Here is a 24,639-nt window from a genome sequence, read left to right as displayed (position 1 = left end):
GCGACAGGCCATCGGTCATTCGGTGAACAGCCGGTTCAACCCAGACGCGCCGCCACCGTCATCCACGACACCAAAGCTGTCCGGCAGGCATGCACCAGATCCCGCAATGGTGGCGGATCAGGGCAGGCTTGACGCCGAGGGAAATGGAGAAGCTGCAGGTAACTTGACGTCTCGAGCTATCAGGCTCGCCTTCCGCCGGCCAGCAATCGGAGCTGGCTTTCGTCATGCACACCCTGGCGGTAAAGCTCGATGATAAGGGAGCCCAGACGGTCGGCCTCCTCGCTTGATCTGTCCATCTTTAGCCCGCTACACAGAGCTTCGTGGACACGCCTGCACACATCGAGGTCTTCGGAGGTGAGCGGTTCGTCACGCGTGCTGAACAGCTTGTCTGACATCGCAATCTGCCCTTCTTCGATGCCGTGAATCGCTATCGTGGAAAAAAGATAATTTCGCGATCTTTGCTCTGCAAGATGGGCGAAGGTCCGAAATTCAAAAACAATTCGGGGCACGCACTGGAAGACGCGGGTGAGGGTGGCAAGGCATGGATATGAGACCGATCGGCGTGCCAACCGGATAGTGCAGCGTGAGATCTACTTGGTTGCGGGGTCCTTGGCTCCCTGCTGTGACAGGCGCAGCTCTTTCAGCCGCTTGGTTTTTTCGCGGCGGGCTCGCTGCTCCGCCTCGATGGTTTCCTTGGCGGCTCGCTCGGTGTTTTCGAAACGATCCTGCCGGTAAGCCTTTGATGAGGGTTCACGTTCTCTTTTCATGGCCGCTAAACGCAAATCGGCGAAAACGGTTTCATGGGAAAATGAGTCTCTGGCTGTCAATCGATCGACGTGGCCAGAACGCCGGCGTGGAGGATGGCAAGCCATCGTGGCAACCGGGCGCCTCGTCGGCGCCCGGTAACATCACGGATCAGCCTTTGATGAAGGCGAGGATGTCGGGATTTATGATGTCGGCATGGGTGGTGCACATGCCGTGCGGGAATTTCTCGTAGACCTTCAGCGTGGCGCTCTGCAGCAGCTTGGCCGAGAGCAGGGCGGAGTCGGCGATCGGCACGATCTGGTCGTCATCGCCGTGCATGACGAAGGTCGGCACGGTGATGATCTTCAGGTCTTCGGTGAAGTCGGTTTCCGAAAAGGCCTTGATGCCGTCGTAATGCGCTTTGGCGCCGCCGATCATGCCCTGGCGCCACCAATTGTTGATGATCGGCTCCGACACTTTCGCGCCCGGCCGATTGAAGCTGTAGAACGGGCCGGCCGGCAGATCGCGATAAAATTGCGAGCGGTTGGCGGCGAGCTGCCGGCGCAGGTCATCGAAGACCTCGATCGGCAGGCCGCCGGGATTGGCATCCGTTTTCACCATGATGGGCGGCACGGCGCCGATGATGACGAGCTTGGCGACGCGGCCCTGCGGCTGGCCATGGCGGGCGACATAATGGGTCGCTTCGCCGCCGCCGGTGGAGTGGCCGATATGGATGGCATTCCTGAGATCGAGATGCTCGACGACGGCTGCGGCATCGGCGGCGTAGTGATCCATATCATGACCGTCACCCACCTGGGTGGAGCGGCCGTGGCCGCGTCGGTCATGGGCGACGACGCGATAGCCCTTCTCAAGGAAGAACAACATCTGGGTATCCCAGTCGTCGGAGCATAGCGGCCAGCCGTGATGGAACATGATCGGCTGGGCGGTCTTCGGCCCCCAATCCTTGTAGAAGATCTCGATGCCGTCCTTGGTTGTGACTGTGGTCATCTCTTGGCTCCGTTGTTGGGGTTGGATTGGATTCATGCGGTCAGAAGTTTGCGCCGTTGCCGGCAGAATTGGCAAGGCCACGAGCGCCGTTGCGCCGGAGGCTAGGGGCAAGAAGGTCGCGCCTGAGGGGATCAACCGGCTCTGAATATGCTGATGTGCTTATTGAAAGGCTCTTTCTATTCTATTGATATGACATAAGTTTGTATGTCTCCGCGAATTGGGCGCGCAGCCGCCCGTCCATCTCGCAAGACGGGACGGGAATTTGGCGATCCTCGCCTGACTGCTTCGTGCTGCGAACATTCTTTTGATCCCCGGCATGTCGGCCTGTTGGACACCTCAGGCAGGTTCGTCATGGCGTAGCGAAGGCAGCTGATTTGACGGGCGAATGTCTGCAATGAGCCAACTTTTTGGCGTTCGTTCAAGATATCTGTCCGGGTAGTTCAGTATATCTCTCCGGCTAGGTGTGTTGGCATTCTCTGCGTTGCGCGCATTGCAGACCGCCGCCGGCGCTCACTTGAACACGGGTCTATGCCCAACCATCTAATCCTCACGAAACAGCACAATGGCGAACCGTCGCAATCGCGACCGCTTCGCCGGCGGCGGGACGGCCGTTATTGCCGCCTGAGGATCTAATAATGGGTTACATGGATAAGGACATAGCGCCTCAGAATGATGGGGCGCTGATCGATGCCTATTCGCAATCGATCGCTGCAGCAGTCGACATCGTCGGGCCGGCAGTCAGCCGGATCGCGAGGGTGGGTGGCCGGCAAGGGCACGGGTCAGGCTTCGCCGTCTCGCCTGACGGCCTGATCATCACCAACAACCATGTCGTCGACGACGCCAAGGTGGTTCGCATCACCACGCCCGATGGCTTCGTTACCGAGGGCCGCGTGCTTGGCCGCGATGTGGATACCGATATCGCCCTCATTCGCGCCAATACAAGCACCGGCGCCTGGGCGAAACTCGGAGATTCCCAACGCCTGCGCAGGGGGCATATCGCCGTCGCGATCGGAAACCCGCTCGGCTTCGAATGGACTGTTACCGCCGGCATCGTCTCGGCGCTCGGCCGATCGATGCGGGCCGCAAGCGGCCGGCTGATGGAGGACGTCATCCAGACCGATGCGGCGCTCAATCCCGGCAACTCGGGCGGGCCGCTGGTGTCGTCAAGCGGAGAGGTCATCGGCGTCAATACCGCCGTGATTCAGGGCGCGCAGAGCATCGCTTTTGCCGTGGCGTCGAATATGGCCAATTTCGTGGTTTCAGAGATTCTTCGATACGGCCAGGTGAGGCGCGCCTTCATTGGGATTGCAGGCGATACGATCGTGCTGCCGCGCCGGGTGGCCCTTGCGGCAGGCACGGTACAAACGACCTCCGTTCGCATCCGGCGCGTCGAAGCCGATGGGCCGGCGGCGAAGGGAGGGCTGCAGGAAGGCGATTATATCCTCGCCATTGACGGCAGCCCGGTCGGCGGCGTCGACGATATTGTCCGACTGATGGATGGCAGCAGGATCGGCAGGGATACGGAAATCCTGGTGTTTTCGGTGGCGGGCCGGATCGAGAAGAAGATCTTGCTGCCGATGGCCCGCTCGTGACGCCGCGCTTCGGCGCCATGACAAGACATCACCTGAGGTCAGGCGCTGACTGCCTCCTGCTCCGTCCCTGAGAAATCCACCGCCGCAAAGGCTGCTGCCAGCACCTCCGGCCCGGCGCCGGTTTTTGCCGCATCGGTCGAGAGGATCTGGCGATAGCGCCGTGCGCCGGGCAGGCCGGTAAAGAGGCCGACCATGTGGCGCGCCACGTGCTGCAGCCGGCCGCCGCTGGCGATGTGGCGTTCGGCATAGACCATCATCCGGTCACGCAGGGCCTCCCAATCCGGTTCGGCCGCAGGCGCACCAAAGAAGCGCTGGTCGATGTTGGCAAGGATTGCGGCATTCTGATAGGCGGCGCGGCCAAGCATGACGCCATCGACATGGTCGAGATGAACGGCGGCCTCGTCGAGCGTGCGGATGCCGCCATTGATGCCGATGAAAACGTCAGGCCAGCGCTGTTTCATCCGGTAGACGATGTCGTAGTCGAGCGGCGGGATTTCGCGGTTCTCCTTGGGGCTCAGGCCCTTCAGCCAGGCCTTGCGCGCATGGATCCAGATCGCATCGGCGCCGGCGTCGAGAACGCGGGTGATCAGCTCGGGCAGCGCCTGTTCCGGCTCCTGCTCGTCGACGCCGATCCGGCATTTCACGGTCACCGGCACGGTCGCAACCCTCTTCATCGCCGCGATGCATTCGGCCACCGTCTCCGGCGTCAGCATCAGGCAGGCGCCGAAGGTGCCCGACTGCACACGGTCGGAGGGGCAGCCGACATTGAGGTTGATCTCGTCATAACCGTAGGGCTCGGCGATCTTCACCGCCTCGGCAAGCTTTGCCGGGTCCGATCCGCCGAGCTGCAATGCCAGGGGATGCTCGGCGGCGTCATGACCGAGCAGCCGGTCGCGCGGGCCGTGGATGATCGCATCGGCCACCACCATCTCGGTATAGAGCAGCGCCTCGCGGCTGATCTGCCGGTGGAAATAGCGGCAATGCCGATCCGTCCAGTCGATCATCGGGGCGACAGCAAAAATCGGCCTCTTCTGCGTCATCGACGTTCCATTGTTCCTTGTTCCCGGGCGCCGCACTTCGGTGCCCCACTGCCGCGCCGTCACCGCCGTGAGGGGCGGGGTCATCCATTACCGCGCATATAACACTTGGTGATGCGATCGACAAACTGAGCGACCACAAACAAAAACGGCGCCCCTTGCGGAGCGCCGTTCATGCCGCGTGAGCGGAAGTCTGACTTACGAAGCCGAGATGTTGACAGCCTTCGGGCCCTTGCCCATGCGGTCCGGCTCGGTGTCGAAGGTAACCTGCTGGCCTTCGCGCAGCGACTGGATGCCAGAAGCCTGCAGCGCAGAGATATGGACGAAAACGTCCTTTGCGCCGCCGTCCGGCGTGATGAAACCAAAACCCTTGTCCTGGTTGAAGAATTTTACGGTGCCCTTGGTGGCCATTGGGATCGTCCTTTTCCCTTAGTCTGTGTAGTATCCGCGCCCCCGAGAGGAAGCGGACGGCTTTAGCTTTCGCCCCGATCGATTGGGACGAAGGGTCAGTCGGAGAAGTCACGTACGGGGAAAGAACGTCTACGTAGGCGGGTATTCCCGCGCCGCCTTCCAAACGGAAGGGATTACCACATCAGTCCAGTCACCGGCATGCAAATGCCCGAGTAAGTCAATTCGTGCCAGCATTTCGGGCAAAAAGCAAGCGGGATTATTGTGCCATGCCCGCTACCGTGACGGGAAATGCCGAAGATTCAGATACTTGACGATGGGTTAACGGATTCTTGCACGGCTGTGCCATATCGGGATTCCGTGCCGAAACGGGATGACGGGCGGATTCGATAGCCGGGCAGGATTGTTCCTGGGGCGGTCGGGGCGGCAGGCGCATCGATCAGCCCTTATGGTGGAGTGAGGAACGGAGCAATCGATCCAATGAATCGATTGCAGTGACAAACGCAGGGTCGCCTCGATCCACGAGGGCGGGTGGCTGGGCCGCCTACTGCGCAACACCCAGCAACGCGCCGAGGCTCCAGGGATTATCCCCCTTTTGGTTGGCGATGTCGTCGACCTTCCAGCCGCCACGTTCACGCACCAGGGTGTAGAAGAGCGTCACCTCCGCGCCGTTTTCGAACTGCACTTCCACCTCGGCCTTATCATCCAGCAGGATCGGTTGGCCGATCCTGACGTCGCTCGCGGCGCCATCCTGTCCAGCGATGACGGGATCGAAGTCGATTGCGCCGACATCGCCCTCCGGCGTGTTGTCGAGATCGGTCTGGAGGAGTTTGTTCAGGTGGTCGGAGAAGAAGGCGGAATAGGGCGAGGGCGCCTCGGCGTCGCTGTTGTCGGTGTCGTAGCTATAGAGCGCCTCGAGCAGCGCCTTCGGCGTCTTGTAGGTTGCCGCTGACGTGGGAAAGGCTGCGAGCGCCGCCATGGCGAGGGCGAGGATGATTGTGGGCAAGCGCATGCGGGCTCTCCTCGGATCGGCAGGAGTTATAGCCGAACCGGGTGCGAAGGGGGAGCAGCAATTTGGACCGGGCGGTCAGCCCGAACTCCCGCTTCTACCCAGTGGGGAGAAGAGATTCGGCGGGGCGCCTCGTTCCGCCTCATCGACACGGGGAGCTTGCTGACCGCAAGCCCCCCGTTTTTAAAGCCATTGGCGACGTATTGCGTCGCCGCTTGGAATCAAGCCGCAGTTAGATCAACGCCTCATGCGACAAGCTCGAAAACGACGGCTCGAAGACGTCCTTCACGGCGAGCGTGAAATCGTGGCTGGTTGCGTTTCCAGCCGCGTCGTAGGCTTCGGCGGTGAAGGTCAGGCTGTGGGTGTTTTCGTAGTCGATTGCAGCCTTCGTCTGGATCTTGTTGCCGACGAGCTTGAAGATGCCGTCGGCATCGTCCGTCAGCCGCCATTTGACCGCGCCGCCTTCCGGATCGACGGCCGTCAGCAGGCCGACCGAGGTGCCGATGGCGATATTCTCGGAGACTGAACTGCGTGAGAAGGCGAGCTTGATCGGCGCCTGGTTGACGGGGGCTTCGTTGACGTCGAGGACGTTGATCGTGATGTCCTTCTGGACGGTGACCTTGCCGTCCGAAACCGCGACCTTGATCGTGTGCGACTTGTCCGTCTCGTAGTCCAGAGCCTTCGAGGTGACGATGCGATTGCCCTTTATCCGGAAGTGATCGTTCGCCCCGTCGAGCAGCGTATAGGTGAGCGCGTCGCCATCGGCGTCCTTGGCGCTGAGCAGGCCGACTGTGGTCCAGATCGGCGTGTCCTCTGACAGGGCGGTTTTCGACAGCTGGATATTGGTCGGAGCGCTATTGCTGCCGTCGAGCGCGAACTTTTCCGTGGCGAAATCGTAGATGCCATCGGCAAAGCGCGCGAATTCGACGTCTGTCAGCGTATCCGTCCCTTCCGCGGCGCTTCTCAGGATGTGATCGCCATTGTTCAATGCGAACGAATAATTGGCGAAATTGCCGGAGAAGATCGCGGTGTCGATACCGGCGCCGCCATTGACGGTGTCGTTGCCGGCGCCGCCGGTCAATTTGTCATTGCCGGCCTCGCCATTGATGATGTCGTTGCCGCCATTGCCGTCGAAAATGTCGTTGCCGTTCGTGCCCGTAAACTCGTCGTCGCCGCCGCCGGTCTTGACGTCAATGCCGGAGATATTGCCGGCAATGAAAGCCCCGCGATCTCCCAACTCGTCGGAAAGATCGAGGTGGGCGCTGTCCGTCAACACCAAGTCGGCTTTATAATTCAAGGTCGGATCGGTCGAATAGACGATCTTGTCAAAGCTTTCGAACTGCGCGCTCGAGCCGGCAACTGACCATCCCACCGTTTCAAGGACTTCGATGTTCTTGAGCGTCAGGCCCTGCAGCGACGAGGCTTGCAGGGCATCAATCCCGGCACCGCCATCGATTGTTCCGGAAAGCGGTGGAGCGAATTGTAAGGTGATAGCATCGTCGCCGTCGCCAGCGTCGATGTCGACAACTTCCGGGGTAGAGCCGAAGTGCTCACCATCTGAGATCGTATCGTTGCCCGCACCGCCTCTGATGACGTCATTTCCTGCGTCTCCCCAGAGCAGGTCATTGCCGTCACCGCCATTCAGCGTGTCATTGCCATTTCCGCCATTGATCTCATCGTTTCCGATGCCGCCATTCAGTGTGTCATTGCCAGTTTCGCCACGGATCTCATCGTTTCCGGCGCCGCCGTTCAACGTGTCTACTCCGTCACCGCCATTGATTTTGTCTTGGCCTGCACCCGTCGTGATCACATTGTCGCCGCTTGAGCCCGTCACATTCGCGGAGCCTGAGCCCAGTTCGTCTGCAAGGTCCACCGTCCCTGAATCCGAGATGACCAGGTTCACTGGGACGAGAGGATTGATTGCGGAGTTGCGGATGACGTCGTAAGCTTCGAACTCCGCGCCGGTCTTGATAATCGTGGCGCCGTTCGTGTCCAGGATATTCAGCGGAGTACCCGGCTCGGTGCTGTTGACGGTGAAGGTTTCCGTGGCGAAATTGTAGACGCCATCTGCAAAGCGCGCGAATTCGACGTCTGTCAGCTTGTCCGTGCCCTCAAGTGCGCTCGTCAGGACACGGCTGCCATTGTCGATCGCGAGGGAATAATTGGCAAAGTTGCCTGAGAAGACCGCGGTGTCGGTCCCGTCGCCGCCATTGATGGTGTCGTTGCCGGTGCCGCCGGTCAATTTGTCATTGCCGGCATTGCCATTGATTAGGTCGTTGCCGCCGCTGCCGTCGAAAATATCATTGACGTCGGTGCCCCAAAACTCGTCGTCGCCACTGCCGGTCTTGGCGTCAACGCCGTCATAGCCGGTAATGAAAGCCCCACGGGCTCCCAATTCGTCGGAAAGATCGAGGTGGGTGCTGTCGGTCACCGTCAATGACGGACGAATATTAAAAAATGGATCGCTCGAGCCGACGATCTTATCAAAGCTTTCGAACTGTGCGCTCGAACCGCTAACCTGCGAAAACCCCGTATCAAGGATTTCGATATTCTTGATCGTCAGGCCCTGGAGCGATGGGGCCTGCAGCGTATCGATCCCGGTGCCGCCATCGATTGTTCCTGAAATCTGTAACGCGAGTCTGTCTATGGTTATGGAATCGTCGCCAGCGCCGGCGTCAATGTCGATGAGCTCCGGCTGCGGGCCGCCAGGTCCCGGCAGAAAGACGGGAAAACCACCATCAGTGATCCTATCGTTGCCGCCGCCGCCGATCAGTTTGTCGTTGCCGCCATTACCGTTGATCGTGTCGTCGCCGGCGCCGCCGTTCAGCGTGTCCGCGCCGTCACCACCCAGCAGCGTGTCGTTGCCTGTGCCCGTCGTTATCGTGCTGCCGTTGCTCGAACCAGTCACCCTCGCGGAGACCGAACCCAGTTCATCGGCCAGATCGGCCACGCTGGAATCCGAGACAACCAAAGTGACAGGCGAGGAAGGATTTGCGGCGGAGTCCCGGATGCCGTCGTAAGCTTCGAATTCGGCGCCGGTCTTGGTGATCGTTGCGCCGTTCGTGTCCAGAATATTCAAGGCCATATTAAACTTTCCAAAAAGATGCGTTGCATTCTATGAAAATGAGAAATCCTCAGTAGAACTGTTCTTGCAGCTTCAACGGACGACAACCCCCTGGGGATCTATGCCAATCCCCGATTAAGTTTTCAATGCAAAATTGTGTCTTTTCATTGCTTTTTTAATGAAAAACTAACGATGAAATACTGGAGAAACGAGTTTTAATTTGGGAACTCAAAGGCATACTTTGGTCTCCTAAATGGTATTATCTTTCCTTTTCGGGTGGGATACTCTCGCCACAATTGTGTTTTCAGCGGATTCTTCGGTGGCGCCGCGCCGTACGGCGGTCCGTGTCACTATCGCAGGTTGGTGCTGGCTTCGACTTGTTTCGGCCTCTCTCGCAGGACGCCTCACACGAGCTTGATGAGTCCTGCCTTCGTCGGCTTGAATCCGCAGGCGCGGTAGAAGCCGGTCAGGCGCGGTTCGAAATCGACATGCAGCCACTCGGCGCCCCGCTCCCGCGCAACCCGCGTTGCTTCCTTGACCAGACGCGTTGCGATCCCCTGCCGCTGCATGTCGGGATGGACCGATGTATCGAGGATGAAGGCATGAATGCCGCCATCCCAAGCGACATTGACGAAGCCGACGAGCTGGTTGTCGTGGTAGGCGCCGATATGGGCGAGGCTGCGGGAGAGGATGGCGGTGAAATCCCGGCTTTGCGGTCTGCCCCAGGCGACGAAAATGAGGGCGTTCAGTTCGGCGGCGGACGGGAAAGGGTCGATGCGCAGTTCCAGCATTGGCGGTTCCCTTCATTCAGCGGAGCATGGAACGGAGGCCTTTCCGATAACGGGCCACGGCGGCGTCACGGGCTCATTCCGTCACGGCGACGAGCCGGCCGTCGCGTCGCTCGAAAATCCTGTCGGAGAGAAAATCGACGCCGCGCTGCTTTGCCATGTCGATCAACTGCCGGGCCGTGGTCAGCGCGGAGGGCGCTTTCCGGTCGATCACGGCCACCCCGTCGCGCTGGCGCAGGATCAGGAAGGCACCATCCGGGAAATTCTTGTCCACCATCGCCCAGAATTCATCCGTCAGCACGATGGCCGGCGTCAGCGGTGGGTTGTCGTCGATCCGGTAGGCGATCATGTGATCGTTGACCCGTTCTTCCTGGAGTTTTGACATTTCCCGCAGAATATTCCCCTGCGCGGCCTGGCGGAGCTCGGCGACGGAGCGCTCGCCGAGATCGGCGCGCGAGAGCCCGACCAGGCTTTGCGGCGTGTCCAGCTGCAAGACAATCGCCACGTCGCCGGCAAGCTCCTCCGCCAGGGACGTTGCCGCATCCTGCTCATTCCCTGGCTGCCGGAACCGGACATTGGCGAAACATGCTGCAGGTCGAGTTCCGACCTGCGGACCGTGACGAGAACGCTCTGCACGAGGTTTTCGATGGCGGCCTCGCGGTCCAGATCGTTGCGGAGCGTATAGAGCCTGCCGTAGACGTTGGTGACATCGACCGTCCCCGTCACCGCTTCGCTTCCGCGATTGGCAAGCCGCACACGGAGAACGGCGGGATTGCCGGGGTCGACCGCAACTTCTTCGACCGCGGCTTCGCTGCGCAGACGCGCGGCAACAGCGTCGCGCAGTTGCGCCAGCGTTTCGGGCGGCGCGGCCGGCATGGGCTGCCCCTCAGAGCGGAGGCCTATTTTCGAGAAAAGGGTCTTGAACATGTCGGCGTTTCCCTGATGTGTCGTGTCCGCGTAAGCTGCCGCCGGCGTCAGGATCAAGGCGATGCCGACCGAAAGATTGACGATCCGCATCCTGGACTCCGGCGCCAGCGAAAGAGGTGGCAACCGCCCGCCCGCCGTCCGTGGCGCGTTGCGGCGAACCGGATTCACGCGGCGCGTTTCACGCGTTCGTTCATGCATGTCGTCCCCCGAAGCTGCCGCAGCGGCCGGCCGCCAGCAGAAGCTAGGGCAAAGCTGTTGCCGATCAATGACGGATGGTGCGCATCGGCCGGGAGAGGGCGGCGGTCTTATACCGGGCGAAGCTACGGGACAGGACGCGGGTGAAGTCGCGCGGGGCGGGCGTCCCAGGCGGCAGACCAGAGGGTGTTGCGTTCGGCGGCGGCGGGGAAGGGGTCGACGCGGAGGTCTGGCATGGGCACTTTTCTTTGGGATTCAGGCGAAAATGCGCTTACGCTTACGCAGCACCCCTTCTATCCGCCTGCAAGGGTGGTGTTCCAATCCCGCTCACCGCGCCCGCCGCCGCCTCGCTCAGTGGAACGCTCCGGCATCGCATCACCGACGGAATGGGGACGGCCGGGGCTGCCGGCACCGGCTTTATTGCTTGGTGGGCGCTGACTTAGCCCAACGCACGCCCCATTGCTGTGCATGTCACTGTGCTAAGTGGGTAAGGTTTGTATTGGAGCTGGCGGTCTGGAGCGAATCCAAACAAGCTTATCGCGTAAGCTTTGCCAAAATATTGTTCCATGGATGCTGCTAGTTGGGTGGGATGAGGTTGAGCTTCGATCTGGCGGGACGTGAGTGGTACCCTTGAGCGGCCGAGGCTTTTCCTGTGGCGGGATCGAAAAAATGCGAAAACCCATATTCACTATGCAAAGTATATCTAACCATGGGACGTCGAATCCTATCGTTGCTTGACTTGGGCTTCAGAGTATAGAATTGCTGAAATGGGTGGATATTAGTGATGTAGAAAGATATGATGCCTCATCTCTGATATTTGATTGCATAAAAAATTGTTGCGATGTCATGACTGCCTAGAAAAATTAAAAGAAAATGATCGAGCTGCAATTGCGGGAATAAGGAATATCTTTGGGAGTGGTGCGATGGCCATCCCTTACCTGATAAACTTACAGGACGAGGTCGAAAATTTTCTGATGGTAGCTAAGCAGTATCTTCGAGATATCGTTGCACCGATCAACAAAATTTATCGAGAAAATCTAAATGAAGATTCGTCTATTTTCTGGGACAAGAAAGGTTTGGCTAGCAAAGCCGAAGCATGGGCAGAATGCAATTATGGTTCTGGGCATCGCCTTACGCAGATGTTTCGGGCCGATGCGACATGGATTGCAGAGCTAGTTAAACGTCGAAATGCCATGGAGCATCCTGGGGGCCATTCCGGTTCCCTCATACTTCAAAATTACCGTGTTGTCGGGCCGACTATTGCTTCGCCGTGCTGGAGACGAGACGTCAACGGACAGCATGGGCAGTCTTCGTTGATTTTGCCTGACTTAGAGCTAGCGCTAACTCGCCTGCTGGAATTTGGGGAGGAGATTGTTGCGCAATGCGTACTAACTCGACCAATCCATGAGCATTTCACGATATATGAAATACCGCCTGAAAAGCGCAGTCCAGAGAATCCCGCGCGATTTAAAGTCGGGCCGGACGCATTTCTGCTCGAACGTCTCGCAGAGGCAGAAGGCGCCATGGAAAAGCCAAAGCAAAAGTAGGTGCCCGAAGTCGCAGACAGTCACTTATGCACTGGTCGGCTGCTGCGGCAGCATTTGAATCTCACCGCCCCGGCCGCCCGGTCTTCCCCTTCGTCCGCCCCTTGCGCATTTGCTCGCCCGGGTCCTCATAGCTCCCAACACCCGTCTTCCCACGCACGACCGGCCGCACGTCATCGCGTTCCGGCTGGCCTTCCAGCAGCGGTGAAAACCGCTTCGTGCTTTTGGCGGCATCCGGCTTTTCCGGCAGCGCGCCAGTGATCGGTTTTTCGGTTCGGCCGACGGTCATTTCGTCGAGGTCGTTTTTTCGGAAGAGGCCCTTCTTCGTGGGCTCGGCGATGTCGCGGCCCATCTCATCCAGAGCGGGTTTGCGGAAGAGGGGAGTGGTGGCATCGGTGCCTGGGCCCATGTCGTCGAGGCTGGGTCTTGAGAAGTAGGAGGGGGTGGCCCTCTCATCCGCCCTGCCGGGCACCTTCTCGCCGGCCGGGAGAAGGGACTCGCTGGTCGCTTTGGCGTTCCGTCTGACGCCTTCCATTGCCTTTGACTCTTCTCTGGCCATCGGATCGTCCATGACGGCAAGCTCTGCTGCCTTGAGGCGCTTGATTTCGTCGCGGAGGCGGGCGGCTTTTTCGAAGTCTAGGTCCGCGGCGGCGTCGCGCATGCTCTTTTCGAGCGCGTTGAGATGGGTCTGCAGGTTGTTGCCGACGAGGTTCCCGCCATCGGCGAAGCCCTTGCCGGAGACGCCCGAGATATCGGCGCGGACGTGGTCGCGTTCGTAGACGGAGTCGAGGATGTCGGAGATCCTGGCCTTGACCGATTCCGGGGTGATGCCGTGTTCGGCGTTATAGGCCATCTGCTTTTCGCGGCGGCGGCCGGTTTCTTCCATCGCCCGCTTCATCGAGCCGGTGACCTGGTCGGCATAGAGGATGACCTTGCCGTCGACGTTACGCGCGGCGCGGCCGATCGTCTGGATCAGCGAGGTCTCCGAGCGCAGGAAGCCTTCCTTGTCGGCGTCGAGGATCGCGACGAAGCCGCATTCGGGAATGTCGAGGCCTTCGCGCAAAAGGTTGATGCCGACGAGCACGTCGAAAGCGCCGAGGCGCAGATCGCGGAGGATCTCGATGCGCTCCAGCGTGTCGATGTCGGAGTGCATGTAGCGGACGCGCACGCCCTGCTCATGCAGATATTCGGTCAGGTCCTCGGCCATGCGCTTGGTCAGCACGGTGCACAGCGTGCGGTAGCCCTTGGCGGCGGTTTCGCGGATCTCGCCGAGCACGTCGTCGACTTGGGTGCGGGCCGAGCGAACCTCGACCGGTGGGTCGATCAGGCCGGTCGGGCGGATCACCTGTTCGGCGAAGACGCCGCCCGACTGCTCCATCTCCCAGCCGCCAGGGGTGGCCGAGACGGCGATGGTGTCGGGGCGCATCGCGTCCCATTCCTCGAAGCGCAGCGGCCGGTTGTCCATGCAGGAGGGCAGGCGGAAGCCATATTCGGCCAGCGTCGCCTTGCGCCTGAAGTCGCCCCGGTACATGCCGCCGATCTGCGGCACGGTGACATGGCTTTCGTCGATGAAGACGAGGGCGTTGTCGGGGATATATTCGAACAGCGTCGGCGGCGGATCGCCGGGGTCGCGGCCGGTGAGGTAACGCGAATAGTTCTCGATGCCCTGGCAGGAGCCGGTGGCTTCGAGCATTTCGATATCGTAGCGGGTGCGCTGCTCCAGGCGCTGGGCCTCCAGCAGGCGGCCGGCCTTCTCCAGCTCGGCGAGGCGCAGCCTGAGCTCTTCCTTGATCGACTTGATGGCGCCGTTCAGCGTTGGGCGCGGGGTGACATAGTGCGAATTGGCGTAGATCTTCACCGATTTCAGGTCGCCGACCTTCTGGCCGGTGAGTGGGTCGAATTCGGTGATGGCGTCGATCTCGTCGCCGAACATCGAGATGCGCCAGGCGGCATCCTCAAGGTGGGCGGGGAAGAGTTCGATCGTATCGCCGCGCACCCGGAAGGAGCCGCGCGTGAAATCCATGTCGCGGCGCTTGTATTGCTGGGCGACGAGGTCGGCCAGCAGCTGGCGCTGGTCGAGCCGGTCGCCGACCGACATCTGGAAGGTCATCGCCGTATAGGTCTCGACCGAGCCGATACCGTAGATGCAGGAGACCGAAGCGACGATGATGCAGTCGTCGCGTTCGAGCAGCGAGCGCGTCGCCGAGTGGCGCATGCGGTCGATCTGCTCGTTGATCGAGGATTCCTTCTCGATATAGGTGTCGGAGCGCGGCACATAGGCTTCCGGCTGGTAATAATCGTAGTAGGAAACGAAATATTCCACCGCATTGTCGGGGAAGAAATTCTTGAATTCGGAATAGAGCTGGGCGGCCAGCGTCTTGTTCGGCGCCAGGATGACGGCAGGGCGTTGCGTCGCCTCGATCACCTTGGCCATGGTGAAGGTCTTGCCGGAGCCGGTGACGCCGAGCAGCACCTGGCTGCGGTCGCCATTCTCCAGCCCCTCGACGAGGTCGCGGATGGCGGTCGGCTGGTCGCCTGCCGGCTCGTAATCCGACTGCATGCGGATGGCGATTCCGCCTTCGGATTTGTCGGGCCGGGCAGGGCGGTGCGGCGTCCAGATCTTGCCGTTCTTGTGCAGCGGATTGCCGCTCTCGATCAGCGCCGACAGCGCTTCGACCGTGGCGGTGACGGCGGTGCCGGCCTGCAGCGAAGAGGCCTCCTCCAGCGTCGTATCCATGCCGGAGACGGGATTGAGGCCGGCGGCCGCGCGCGTCTTTGGATCGGTCGAGCCGCCCATCGAGGTGCCGCGGGCCGATTTCGAGGCGGCGATCTCCACCTTCTTGCGGTGTTTGCCGGCCTTGGAGGCGATCTGGCGCTGGGTCTCGACGCCCGAGGCCTCGGCATCGGCCTCCAGCTGCTTCACCCAATCGGCGACGGAGCCGGAAAGCGGCGCGGACTCGTCTGCCGGGACTCGCTTGTCCTTCTCGTTCCACTCGAAGGGCGTCCCGGTGAAGGACGATTGAGGGGCTTCCTCGAAGCCATTCGGGGCGGGGGATTTCTTCGGAGATCTGGCCATGCCGCGAATATGGAGAGAGTCAGCGCGAAAGTGAAGAGGGAAAGAGTACAAAAGGGAAACGAATGAATCGTTCGGATTTTTGAATAGTCTCCCGGTCGCGTGATACTAAAAGACCCCGCCCCAAACCCATCCTGTCGGATGCCGGGGACGAGCCACGGGTCTCGACCCGTCCTTCGGACCCCCACAAGTGGGAGGGGCTTAACCTGCCGCGCCGGCTTTCCAAATCCTCAACGTTTCGGAAGAGGCAAGGCGGTGCCGCCGGATTAGCCCCTCCCACCTGTGGGGAGGGGTTGGGGAGGGGTCTTTCTTCAGCGGTTCTACACTCATCAAGCCGAACGCTGGTCCGCCGGCCCCTCCAGCCGCGCGAGGTTCAACGCACTGTTGATCAACCCGACATGGCTGAAGGCCTGCGGGAAGTTGCCGAGCATGCGGCGGGCGGCGGGATCATATTCTTCCGCCAGAAGCCCGACATCGTTGCAGATATCAAACAGCCGCTCGAACAGGCGCAGCGCATCGTCGCGGCGGCCGATCATGCCGAGGGCGTCGACGAGCCAGAAGCTGCAGGCGAGGAACGCGCCTTCGCCTGGCGGCAGGCCGTCGTCCACCTCCTGCGTCTCGTAGCGCAGCAGCAGGCCATCGCGCAGCAGCTTGCGCTCGATCGCCTCGACTGTCGCGACATAGCGCGGATCATCAGGCGGGATGAAGCCGACCATGCCGAGATGCAGCAGGCTGGCATCAAGCGCCTTGGAGCCGTAGGCCTGCACGAAACAGCCGAGTTCGGGATCGAAAGCCTTCTCGCAAACCTCGGCATGGATGTGATCTGCGAGCGTGCGCCAACGTGCGGCGGCCTCGGGCTCGCCGTCCGCCTCGGCAATCTGGACGGCGCGGTCGAAGGCCACCCAGGCCATGACCTTCGAATAGGTGAAATGCTGGCGCTGGCCGCGCACCTCCCAGATGCCTTCATCGGGCTCCACCCAGATTTTTTCGAGAAAGGGCAGAATGGCCGCCGCCAGTTCGCGTTCGCGGTGATGCGGCGGAAGCCCGCCCTTGCGGGCCTGCAGCATAGCGTCGGCCACCTCGCCATAGACATCGAGCTGCACCTGTTCGGCAGCGGCATTGCCGATGCGTACGGGTGTCGAGCCCTCGTAGCCACTCAGCCAGGGAACCTGCCATTCCAGCAGATTGCGCTCGCCGGCGACGCCATACATGATCTGCATCTGCGCCGGGGCGCCGGCGACCGCGCGCAGCAGCCAGTTGCGCCAGGCACTGGCTTCCTCGTAATAGCCGAGTTTCATCAGGGCGAGCAGGGTCAGCGTCGCGTCGCGCAGCCAGCAATAGCGGTAGTCCCAGTTGCGCGGCCCGCCGATCTTTTCCGGCAGGGAGGTAGTCGCCGCGGCGACGATGCCGCCAGTCGGCATGTAGGTCAGTGCCTTGAGCGTGATGAGCGAGCGTTTGACCTGTTCCGTCCACCGGCCCACTTTCGGGCAGGCCGCGGCAAAGGATTGCCAGAATTCCTCCGTGTCCGGCAGCGCATATTCCACCTGCCGCTGAGCCGGCTGCGGCATATGCGAGGGGGACCAGGTCAGGGTGAAGATCTGGCTCTCGCCAGCGGCAACCTGGAAGGAGCCGACCGTGCTCAGGCCGCGGCCTTCGAGCGGGACGGCGCAATTCAGGGTTAGCCTGTTCGGGCCGGCAATGGCGGTGATGCCGCCATCCTCGCCATGCGTGACCCAGGGAACGGTTCGGCCGTAATCGAAGCGAAGGTTGAGCTCCATATCGAAGGCGACAGTGCCGCTCTTGCCCTCGACGATGCGCATCAGATCGCTCGTGCCATCGCGAAGCGGCATGAAGTCGATGAGAACGGCGGTGCCGGTCTCGGTCTGAAACTCGGTTTCGAGAATGAGCGTATCGTTGCGGTAGCGGCGCGTGACGCGGACATTTTCACCTGATGGTGACAGCGACCAGAAGCCGTTATCCTCGGCGCCGAGCAGGGCGGCAAAACAGGCGGGGGAATCGAAGCGCGGAAAACAGAGCCAGTCGATCGAGCCGTTCTTCGAGACGAGTGCGGCGGTTTCGCAATCGCCGATGAGCGCGTAGTCCTCAATGGGTACCGACACCGGAGCCTCCTTTGCATAGCAGTCGGGCTTTTAGGTAGAGGCCGTGCGCGGAGGTCAAGCGCGGAAACTAACGGGGCGGTAGGCATGCCGGCCCGCGCGGCAATCGTCCGACCCTCGTATCGGAACCGGAATCGACCTTCCGCAGTTAGATTCCTGTCACTTCAGCTTCAGGTGCTACTGCCATTAGCGATCATTCTGCCTTCTGGGGAACCCCCATCTCGATCGACCTCGATACCGGCGAACGGCTGGTTTTGCGCTCACCGCAGGACGCGCTTTATGCACTCGTCTCAGACTGGCCGGTCAATGGCGGCGTCCATCAGCAGAGGGCGATCGATTTCTGCCGCGCCTGGCTTGCCGGGCGGATGCCGGCCGAGACGGTGCGGCAGGCCTTCATCCTGGCCGCGCTGGAAGCCGGCGTGTCGATCAACGATGATGAAGACGGGGCCGAAGCCGCGGTACCCGTTTGCTGAGCTGTCGGAAGCGTCGTCCATCGGTTCGGGGACGGGCACCGGTTTACGGCCAAGCGATGTCTGGCTTTGGAAGTGTATTGCGGAAGCAGCCATGCAGCGGCTGCATCCGCCATCGGTGGAATGACGCTAAGCAGTACCCCGCACTGCGAAGGCCACGCTCTCAAACCCACGAGGACCATCCTCACGCTCGCCCGCGAGATAGGCTGCTCTCAGCGCATCCCGAAGGCGATCGCGCCTCGGCTCGGGCAACGCATCAAAAAAGGCTGCGAAGGTGCCTTGGCCGTAGACCTTCGGAAGCCAGAAATCTTCGAAATTGGCATAGTCCATGGTAATCGCGAGCGTGGTTTCGGCAATATCCTTGAAGCCGGCAGTCTCGAAGAGTTCGCGCAATTCGCCCTCGGCCGTCAGTGGCCGCCTGCCGGAGGGCACGCCATTGCCGGCGGCTTCGGGTTCCAGTGCAAGGATCGTATCCCAGAACAGGCGCCAGCTCGGCATGCCTTCGTAGGACCAGACTGCGGCGGCGGCGGCAGCACCCGGTCGCAGGACTCGGCGCATTTCCCGCGCTGCCTTATGAGCGTCGGAGACGAAATGCAGCACCAGCAGGGAATAGGCGGCGTCGAAGGTCTGGCTTTCGAAGGGCAGGGCGCAGACATCGCCTTGTTGCGCCCCTATCCTCGCATCATCCGTGCGAGAGCGCAGAGCCGCCACGAAGTTCTCCTCGAAATCAAGGGCTTCGATGGCTTCCAGCTCGGGATAACCCGTGAGGGCAAGCGTCAGGCTGCCGGTGCCACAGCCCGCGTCGAGGACACGACCGCCGGATGGCACGCCGGCGAAATCAAGGAAAGGCGCGGCCAGCCACCGGCTCCAGCGCCCCATACTGGCTTCATAGGCCTCGGCACCCTTGGCGACGAAGGTGGATGGCATGGGCTTCCGGAACCTCCCGATCATTTCCAGTGACGCGATAAACTCGCTGCACTGATATAGTGCTGTTCCGCGCGCCTGACATCGGCAAGGCCAATGCCGCCGTGTCCATCCGCCGAATTGCCGAACGGGGACTATGTGGCTGCCACGTTGGGGGTGGGATGATGCTCCGAATAAGGCCGTGGCGCATCGCTCAGCGCTTGGCCAGCACTCGTGCCTGCACCGGCTGCTCGATGCCCTTTAGCACAAGCATGCGCGTTTCGGCGCCTGGCGTGAGATCGGGCGCCTTTGCGGCCGTTTCGGCCGAGATCAGGATCTCGCCGGCTGCGGCCTGGGATTCCAGCCTTGCGGCCTGATTGACGACGCCGCCAATCGCGGTGAAATCGCTGCGAAAGCTTGAGAATTCGCCGATCTGGACTTCGCCGGAATGGATGCCGACGCCGACGCCGAGGGTGCGGCCGGGCAATGCCTCGAGCACCAGACCGCTCAGCGCGGCGGCGCAGTTTCGCTGGATCTCCTGCGCGGCCAGGATCGCGGCGCCGGCGTGATCCTTTCTGACGATCGGGAAATTGAAGATCGCCATCAGGCCGTCGCCCATCTGCTTGTTGACGATGCCATCATGCGCCCAGATCGCCTGCGCGCAGCGATCCTGGAACAGGCTGACGATCTCGCTCAGCTGCACCGCCTCGATGCGCTCCGACAGATCCGTGAAGCCCCTGATATCGGCAAACAGGATGGTGGCGTCGACGGTGATCTGGCGCTGCTTCTTGACATATTGGAAGGAGCGTTCGCAGATCGTGCAGATATCGGGATTCATCTTGCTGCGGGTGATGCCGAAGGCGCGGAAGGGCAAGGCGAGGGGGCCGCCGATCGGAATCGGCATATGCATCTGGTCCCAGCAGCCGCGACAGATCCTGGCGCTGCCGTGCCTGGTTGGCTCCGTGGAAGAGGTTGCCGTCATATCTCCAAATCCATCGCCTGAGAGCCAAAAAACAAGCTTCCGACACTCTCCTGCTTTTGGCAACTCTCCCAATCATCGAAGACAACGATGGCTTGAAGTATTTCGTCCGGCGCCATCCTGATCAGGCACATCACCGCCAAATTGAATATCGTGCGGCCCGGGCGATAGCATCACGATGGAACCTACTGTAGGATATTGTTAACAATACATTCGCTCTCCAGGAAAGACCGGGGATGGAGCGCCGTCTTGCAGCAATCCTGATCGCTGATGTCGTCGGTTACAGTCGATTGAGCCAGATCGACGAAGAGGGCACCCGCGTACGTTTTCAAGCGGACCTGAATGATGTCTTCGAGCCGGCGATCGAGCGTCATCATGGCCGGCTGGTCAAAACCATGGGCGATGGTCTGCTGGTCGAATTCCAGAGTGTCGTCGATGCCTTGCGTTGCGCGGTGGAGGTCCAGCAACTGAAAGCCACGCAGAGTGCCGCGGTCCTCCCAGAGCGCAGGCTCGAGTTCCGGATCGGCATCAATCTCGGTGATATCATTGTCGAGGGCGAGGACATCCAGGGTGACGGCGTCAATATCGCCGATCGAATACAGGCGTTGGCGGAGCCAGGCGGCATCGCGATATCCGGCACGACATATGATCAGGTGAAATCGAAAATCCCAGTCGGTTTCGCTTCGCTCGGCGAGCAGCGGCTGAAGAGCATCACCGAACCGGTCCGGGTCTATCGCGTCCTGCTTGACCCCACTGCTGCCGGCAAAACCCTCCCAAGCCCGAGGCGCCCACCGAGACGCCGGCTCTTGGCAGGCATCGCAGCGGCCGTTGTCCTTGCTCTTGCGGGCGCAGCACTCTGGTGGCAGCCATGGATGCCGGCAAAACCGCCGGGGCCTGGTGAACGTTTCGCCTATCCGCTGCCGGACAGGCCCTCGGTCGCGGTTCTGCCTTTCATCAATGTCAGCGGCGACACCGAGCACGACCATCTCGCAGAGGGTCTGACGGACGACCTGATCACCGAGCTGTCCAAAGTGTCGGGTCTCTTCGTCATCGCCCGCCATTCGGTCTTCGCCATCCAGGACTCCGTCGGCAAGATTCAGGATGTGGCCGCCGAACTCGGCGTTCAATACGTGCTCGAAGGGACATTGCAGCGGGCCGGGCCGCGGCTGCGGATCAATGTCAAACTGATCGACGCGGTCACCGGCCTGTCGCTCTGGGCCGAGCGCTACGATCGCCAGTATGCCGACCTCTTCGCCGTTCAGGACGATGTGATCGGCAAGATCATCTCGGCTCTGTCGGTCAAGCTCAGCGCGCGCGAGCGCGATCAACTAGCCCGGATCCCGACCGAAAATCTCGAAGCCTACGATTATTACATGAGGGCCGAGCAGGAGGGCTTCATCTTCAGGGATGTCGACACCTATCGCCGGACCCTGTCTTTCTACCAGAAGGCGATCGACCTCGATCCGGGCTTTGCCAATGCCCATGCGGGAATCGCCCGCGTCGCCGTCGATGTCTGGCGCAACGACTATAATTATCTCTGGTCGGCCGCCGTCGCCCGCAAGATCGCCTATGACGCCGCCGGGCAGGCCCTCAAATTGGATCCCAACAATGCCAGGGCGCACACCGTGCTTGCCCTGCTGCAATGGGTGGACGGGCGCGAGACGGAGGCCAGAAACTCCGCCAACATGGCGGTTGCGATGGAGCCGAACGATGCGGAGGCCGCCGCCAACCTCGCTCTCATCCTGGTCCACACCGGAAGCAGCGGGCAGGCGGTTACTGAGATGGAAAAGGCTTTGCGGCTCGACCCTTCGCCGGCGTCGAGCTTTCAACTGCTGGCAGGGATCGTCTTTTATACCGCGGGTGACGATCGGCGCGCGATCTCGCTGATAGAGCCGACGCTCGACAGCCTGCCGAAGGTCGAGCCGGCGCGCGAATATCTGGCGGCGGCCTATGCGGATCAGGGCAATGAAACCAAGGCCGCGGCGGAAACGGCAAAGCTGCTGGAACTCTTCCCCGAAAGCAATCTCACCTATTACGGTTATCTCTATGATTACTGGCGGGACGGCGATCTGCAGCGCCATCTGGCCGGATTGCGCAAGGCCGGCATTCCTGAATGGCCCTTCGGTTTTACAGGCAATCAAGCCGACAGGCTCGGCGAGGCAGAGCTGCGCAATCTCGTCGACGGCAAGAGCTGGACGGGCAAACACAAGAACGGCACGGATTTCATCCAGTATTTCGACAAGGCCGGAAATACCGCCTATCGCAGCGCGAATACCAATATCACCGGCATTGTCGAGGTGCGGGGCGATAGAATCTGCGAAAAATTCGACGGCTATTTCCTCGACCGGATGGTGTGCGGATATGTTTACCGCAACACGTCGGGCGAACAGGGCGACAGGCAGTACATACATGTGACGCCGCGCGCCCTGACGTTCTTTTCACCCGTACCCTGAGGGGCCAGGCGTTGCGGCTTCATTTCGTAGCCGGTTGCTGCCAGACGGTGTGCATCTTCTCTGAAATCAGCGTCTGCTGAACTTCGGACCAATGTTTCTTCGAGTCGGTCACCTTGGTCGGGTTCTTCTCCATGCCTTCTGCCGCCCCAGGATCATAGCTCAGATACAGTTTGCCATCGATGATCCGCCAGGCCTTGGGATCGATATTGGTGGTCACTGTCCCGAAGGATACGCCGTCGGCGCAATAGCCGCCATATTGCGGCGCATATCTGGATGGATCGCCCTTGAAGAGATCGCGATTTCTAGCGCTGGCGAAATACCAGGTCGCGCCAAGCCAGTGGTAGGAATATGTCTCGGATCCTTCGACGGCCTGGTTTTCAGTGAAGTAGGCAACCGGGTCATAACCCTTGATCGCGATATCGCCGAAATAGCCGGTATTGACGAATTCCTCGGCCCCCGCAGGCTGAAGGAAGGAAAGCAGCATGACCGCAGCGCCAACAGCCACGCCCATGCGCGTTCCGCATTTTTGCACATGATAAGACATAACAAGCTCCGTTCCCGGACGCGGTCTGATACCTCAAGCGAAATGCTATTGCCGTTTGGTGCATTCCTTGTAGAGCGGTTCGCCTACAAGCTCGGCTTTCTGGCAAACAGCACCGGCTTCCATGAGTAATTTGGCCGTATCCCAATGCGCCCGCCACCCGGCTTGAGTGAGGGGCGTGTACCCGTTTCTTTCCGTCGCTTCGACATCCGCATTCTTGGTCAACAGAAAAGCCACTACCTCGGTGCGGCCCTCTTCGGCGGCGCCGTGCAGCGGCGACATCTGATAGAAATTCTTCCTGTCGTTGACATCAGCTCCCTCTGCGACAAGCAGTTTCACCACCTCCAGATTTCCTCCATAGGATGCCGCATGCAGCGCCGTCAGCCCACCCTTGTTGCGAACTTCGATGTCGGCGCCGCGATCCAGCAAAAGAGCGACGACATCGGCATGGCCCGCCAATGACGCGATAATCAGCGCCGGCTCACCCGCCTCATCGGGCTCCGACAGATCGGAGCTCGGGCCCAGCAACTGTGTGACGCGGGCGATATCGCCATCCTTGGCCGCGTCGTGCAAAGGACCTGCCCACGAGGGCATAACGCCAATGACAAGCGCAGCAATAGTCGCGATAAAAACATTCACGGGCACGATCTCGATTTGATTGGGGGGCATGCGCCGTTTTGTGGCGTTTTAGCACGCGACCCATTCGTAAACAAGATTACGCTAATGAACGCGCTCCCGGCCAACACCATTCGTGCGCCACGGCTACGACCGGCGGCTCCGGGGAATACGGTCACACTTGTTACTCCCCCTGTTCGATTTCCGATGCGAAACTATCTCAGACCAATGCGCAATGAACCGGGCTTCCAAGCCCGGGAAATCGCCCTAATGAGGAGATGAAAGCCATGACTGCTTCGGCCGAGAATGGAAAAAGCGGACAAGCCATGCACAAACCGTCGGTCGTGTCGCCGCAGGCTTGGGAGGCGGCCCGCGAGCAGCTGCTCGTGAAGGAAAAGGCTGAGACCCGCGCCCGCGACGCGCTGGCCGCCGAGCGCCGGCGCATGCCATGGATGGCAGTCGAAAAGGGATACGCGTTCGAGGGTCCCCAAGGCAAAGTCAGCCTGCTCGACCTGTTCGAAGGTAGACGCCAACTCGTCCTCTACCGCGCCTTTTACGAGCCCGGCGTGTTCGGCTGGCCCGAGCATGCCTGCCGCGGCTGCTCGATGGTGGCCGATCAGGTCGCTCACGTCGCCCATCTTAACGCGCGCGACACGACGCTGGTCTTCGCCTCGCGCGCGCCGCAGGCCGACATTGCACGGCTGAAGGCGCGGATGGGCTGGACGATGCCCTGGGTGACGATCACCGACAGCTTCGACAAGGACTTCGGCGTCGACGAGTGGCACGGCACCAACGTGTTCTACCGCGACGGCGAGCGCATCTTCCGCACCTATTTCATCAACAACCGCGGCGACGAGCAGATGGGCGGCACCTGGAACTATCTCGACATCACGCCGCTCGGCCGCCAAGAAGTCTGGGAGGATTCGCCCGAGGGCTATCCGCAATCCCCGACCTACAAGTGGTGGAACTGGCACGACAGCTATGTGCCGGACGCCGAGCCCGACAAGAAATGGGTCGAGGTGTCAGATGCCGGCGAGGCGGCATTTCGAGCCGAGAGTGCAAACGAGAAATCGTGAGCGAGACGGGTAGCGGCGGCCGGCGGCGGGCGAGCTCCGATCCGTCGTGCCGCGCCGTCGAATCTTCGGGTCGCCCGCCATAGAGCCGTCGCCTTG

Annotated in this window: 21 protein-coding genes and 1 pseudogene; 5 read left to right on the top strand and 17 right to left on the bottom strand. The window is 61.0% G+C overall.

Features of this window, described 5'->3' with window-relative positions; translation table 11 throughout:
• Nucleotides 1–179: 179 nt before the first annotated feature.
• The 3 genes from ELH03_RS37920 to ELH03_RS12470 form a co-directional block, all read right to left on the bottom strand.
• Complete coding sequence (locus tag ELH03_RS37920; protein ID WP_128411896.1) at nt 180–395, bottom strand: hypothetical protein; 216 nt, start codon at nt 393–395, stop codon at nt 180–182.
• A gap of 195 nt (nt 396–590) precedes the next feature.
• Nucleotides 591–872, bottom strand: a complete 282-nt coding sequence (locus ELH03_RS12475; RefSeq protein WP_128411895.1) for a hypothetical protein — start codon at nt 870–872, stop codon at nt 591–593.
• A gap of 43 nt (nt 873–915) precedes the next feature.
• Nucleotides 916–1,752, bottom strand: coding sequence for an alpha/beta fold hydrolase (locus ELH03_RS12470; RefSeq protein WP_128411894.1), 837 nt, complete (start codon nt 1,750–1,752; stop codon nt 916–918).
• Between the two features lie 635 nt (nt 1,753–2,387).
• Between ELH03_RS12470 and ELH03_RS12465 the strand changes: the two genes are divergently transcribed.
• Nucleotides 2,388–3,344 carry a S1C family serine protease gene (locus ELH03_RS12465; protein ID WP_130766353.1) on the top strand — a complete coding sequence of 319 codons (957 nt, stop codon included), beginning with the start codon at nt 2,388–2,390 and terminating at the stop codon, nt 3,342–3,344.
• A gap of 38 nt (nt 3,345–3,382) precedes the next feature.
• On the opposite strand, the gene dusA is transcribed toward ELH03_RS12465, so the two are convergent.
• The 8 genes and pseudogenes from dusA to ELH03_RS12430 all read right to left on the bottom strand — a co-directional run.
• Complete coding sequence (gene dusA / locus ELH03_RS12460; protein WP_128411905.1) at nt 3,383–4,384, bottom strand: tRNA dihydrouridine(20/20a) synthase DusA; 1,002 nt, start codon at nt 4,382–4,384, stop codon at nt 3,383–3,385.
• Between the two features lie 195 nt (nt 4,385–4,579).
• Entirely contained in the window at nt 4,580–4,792 is a 213-nt protein-coding gene (locus ELH03_RS12455) for a cold-shock protein (protein ID WP_003540801.1), read from the bottom strand.
• Nucleotides 4,793–5,333: 541 nt separating this feature from the next.
• Entirely contained in the window at nt 5,334–5,801 is a 468-nt protein-coding gene (locus tag ELH03_RS12450; RefSeq protein WP_128411892.1) for a DUF3828 domain-containing protein, read from the bottom strand.
• Between the two features lie 229 nt (nt 5,802–6,030).
• Nucleotides 6,031–8,883 carry a cadherin domain-containing protein gene (locus ELH03_RS12445; RefSeq protein WP_130766352.1) on the bottom strand — a complete coding sequence of 951 codons (2,853 nt, stop codon included), beginning with the start codon at nt 8,881–8,883 and terminating at the stop codon, nt 6,031–6,033.
• Nucleotides 8,884–9,266: 383 nt separating this feature from the next.
• A complete protein-coding gene (locus ELH03_RS12440; RefSeq protein ID WP_128411890.1) occupies nt 9,267–9,653 on the bottom strand; it encodes a GNAT family N-acetyltransferase in 387 nt (128 codons plus the stop codon).
• 73 nt (nt 9,654–9,726) lie between these two features.
• Nucleotides 9,727–10,035 carry a hypothetical protein gene (locus tag ELH03_RS37915; protein WP_245462735.1) on the bottom strand — a complete coding sequence of 103 codons (309 nt, stop codon included), beginning with the start codon at nt 10,033–10,035 and terminating at the stop codon, nt 9,727–9,729.
• On the bottom strand, nt 9,996–10,667 hold the full coding sequence (locus ELH03_RS37910; RefSeq protein WP_245462733.1) for a hypothetical protein: 672 nt from the start codon (nt 10,665–10,667) through the stop codon (nt 9,996–9,998). The genes ELH03_RS37915 and ELH03_RS37910 overlap by 40 nt, the downstream gene beginning before the upstream one ends.
• 223 nt (nt 10,668–10,890) lie before the next feature.
• A pseudogene (locus ELH03_RS12430) lies at nt 10,891–11,008 on the bottom strand (GNAT family N-acetyltransferase); the annotation flags it as partial.
• A gap of 687 nt (nt 11,009–11,695) precedes the next feature.
• On the opposite strand from ELH03_RS12430, the gene ELH03_RS12425 reads away from it, so the two are divergent.
• On the top strand, nt 11,696–12,319 hold the full coding sequence (locus tag ELH03_RS12425) for a hypothetical protein (protein ID WP_128411889.1): 624 nt from the start codon (nt 11,696–11,698) through the stop codon (nt 12,317–12,319).
• 61 nt (nt 12,320–12,380) lie between these two features.
• Here the strand turns inward: ELH03_RS12425 and uvrB are convergent, their stop codons facing one another.
• Nucleotides 12,381–15,392, bottom strand: coding sequence for an excinuclease ABC subunit UvrB (gene uvrB, locus ELH03_RS12420; protein WP_130766351.1), 3,012 nt, complete (start codon nt 15,390–15,392; stop codon nt 12,381–12,383).
• A 326-nt stretch (nt 15,393–15,718) separates the two neighbouring features.
• Entirely contained in the window at nt 15,719–17,509 is a 1,791-nt protein-coding gene (locus ELH03_RS12415) for a glycoside hydrolase family 15 protein (RefSeq protein ID WP_130766350.1), read from the bottom strand.
• 251 nt (nt 17,510–17,760) lie between these two features.
• Here ELH03_RS12415 and ELH03_RS12410 point away from each other — a divergent pair, with 251 nt between their 5' ends.
• Nucleotides 17,761–17,979 carry a DUF982 domain-containing protein gene (locus tag ELH03_RS12410; protein ID WP_233941269.1) on the top strand — a complete coding sequence of 73 codons (219 nt, stop codon included), beginning with the start codon at nt 17,761–17,763 and terminating at the stop codon, nt 17,977–17,979.
• A 126-nt stretch (nt 17,980–18,105) separates the two neighbouring features.
• Here ELH03_RS12410 and ELH03_RS12405 read toward each other — a convergent pair whose 3' ends face one another.
• Together ELH03_RS12405 and ELH03_RS12400 are read right to left on the bottom strand one after the other, a co-directional pair.
• Nucleotides 18,106–18,903, bottom strand: a complete 798-nt coding sequence (locus tag ELH03_RS12405) for a class I SAM-dependent methyltransferase (RefSeq protein WP_128400503.1) — start codon at nt 18,901–18,903, stop codon at nt 18,106–18,108.
• 190 nt (nt 18,904–19,093) lie between these two features.
• Nucleotides 19,094–19,861: an adenylate/guanylate cyclase domain-containing protein gene (locus tag ELH03_RS12400; RefSeq protein ID WP_130659005.1), complete on the bottom strand. Its 768-nt coding sequence runs from the start codon at nt 19,859–19,861 to the stop codon at nt 19,094–19,096.
• 233 nt (nt 19,862–20,094) lie between these two features.
• Here ELH03_RS12400 and ELH03_RS12395 point away from each other — a divergent pair, with 233 nt between their 5' ends.
• On the top strand, nt 20,095–22,311 hold the full coding sequence (locus ELH03_RS12395; protein ID WP_130766348.1) for an adenylate/guanylate cyclase domain-containing protein: 2,217 nt from the start codon (nt 20,095–20,097) through the stop codon (nt 22,309–22,311).
• A gap of 19 nt (nt 22,312–22,330) precedes the next feature.
• On the opposite strand, the gene ELH03_RS12390 is transcribed toward ELH03_RS12395, so the two are convergent.
• Both ELH03_RS12390 and ELH03_RS12385 read right to left on the bottom strand, forming a co-directional pair.
• Complete coding sequence (locus ELH03_RS12390; protein ID WP_105006516.1) at nt 22,331–22,822, bottom strand: YHS domain-containing (seleno)protein; 492 nt, start codon at nt 22,820–22,822, stop codon at nt 22,331–22,333.
• A 78-nt stretch (nt 22,823–22,900) separates the two neighbouring features.
• Complete coding sequence (locus ELH03_RS12385) at nt 22,901–23,491, bottom strand: ankyrin repeat domain-containing protein (RefSeq protein WP_412034407.1); 591 nt, start codon at nt 23,489–23,491, stop codon at nt 22,901–22,903.
• A 263-nt stretch (nt 23,492–23,754) separates the two neighbouring features.
• Here ELH03_RS12385 and ELH03_RS12380 point away from each other — a divergent pair, with 263 nt between their 5' ends.
• Nucleotides 23,755–24,543 carry a DUF899 domain-containing protein gene (locus ELH03_RS12380; protein ID WP_130766347.1) on the top strand — a complete coding sequence of 263 codons (789 nt, stop codon included), beginning with the start codon at nt 23,755–23,757 and terminating at the stop codon, nt 24,541–24,543.
• Nucleotides 24,544–24,639: the final 96 nt, after the last annotated feature.

Origin of the sequence: Rhizobium beringeri, from assembly GCF_004306515.1 — a bacterium.
Lineage (GTDB): Bacteria > Pseudomonadota > Alphaproteobacteria > Rhizobiales > Rhizobiaceae > Rhizobium > Rhizobium beringeri.
Note: the sequence above shows the minus strand (reverse complement) of the source record. Positions and strands in the feature narration are given on the sequence as shown.